The sequence below is a fragment of the Sphingobium sp. LMC3-1-1.1 genome, from assembly GCF_040676285.1.
GTDB lineage: Bacteria > Pseudomonadota > Alphaproteobacteria > Sphingomonadales > Sphingomonadaceae > Sphingobium.
The window spans coordinates 1-370 of record NZ_JBEGHQ010000065.1 but is presented as its reverse complement, the minus strand read 5'-3'; the positions used below and the strand labels follow the sequence as shown (position 1 = coordinate 370).

Annotated in this window: 1 pseudogene; it reads left to right on the top strand. The window is 59.5% G+C overall.

Features of this window, described 5'->3' with window-relative positions:
• A pseudogene (locus MRBLMC3_RS19990) lies at window positions 1-212 on the top strand (histidine kinase); the annotation flags it as partial.
• Window positions 213-370 lie beyond the last annotated feature (158 nt).

Below are 370 nucleotides of genomic sequence, written 5' to 3'. Positions count from 1 at the left end.
GCAAGATCCTGGTCGATTACCACTCCCATGAAGCAAACTGGACATTGTCAGTCAGCGACAACGGCGTGGGCACACCGGAGTCGCTGGCGGACGCCAGGCCGGGTCTTGGCACCAGCATTGTCGAAGCGCTGGCCAATCAACTGGAAGCCACCGTCGAAACCGAGGGCGGATACCCTGGAACTACGGTCTCAGTCACGCACAGCGAGGTTTGAACTTCCTGGTCCGTGATCACGGCGGGATCGATCTCCAAGGATCGGGGCGGGAGCTGTCGCCCGAAAGACGCGCCGTTCAAGACTGTCACGCCCAGGAGGTTGGGTACATTGGACACGGTTATGAGCTCGGACTGTTCGACGAGTTTGTCATCAAGCAC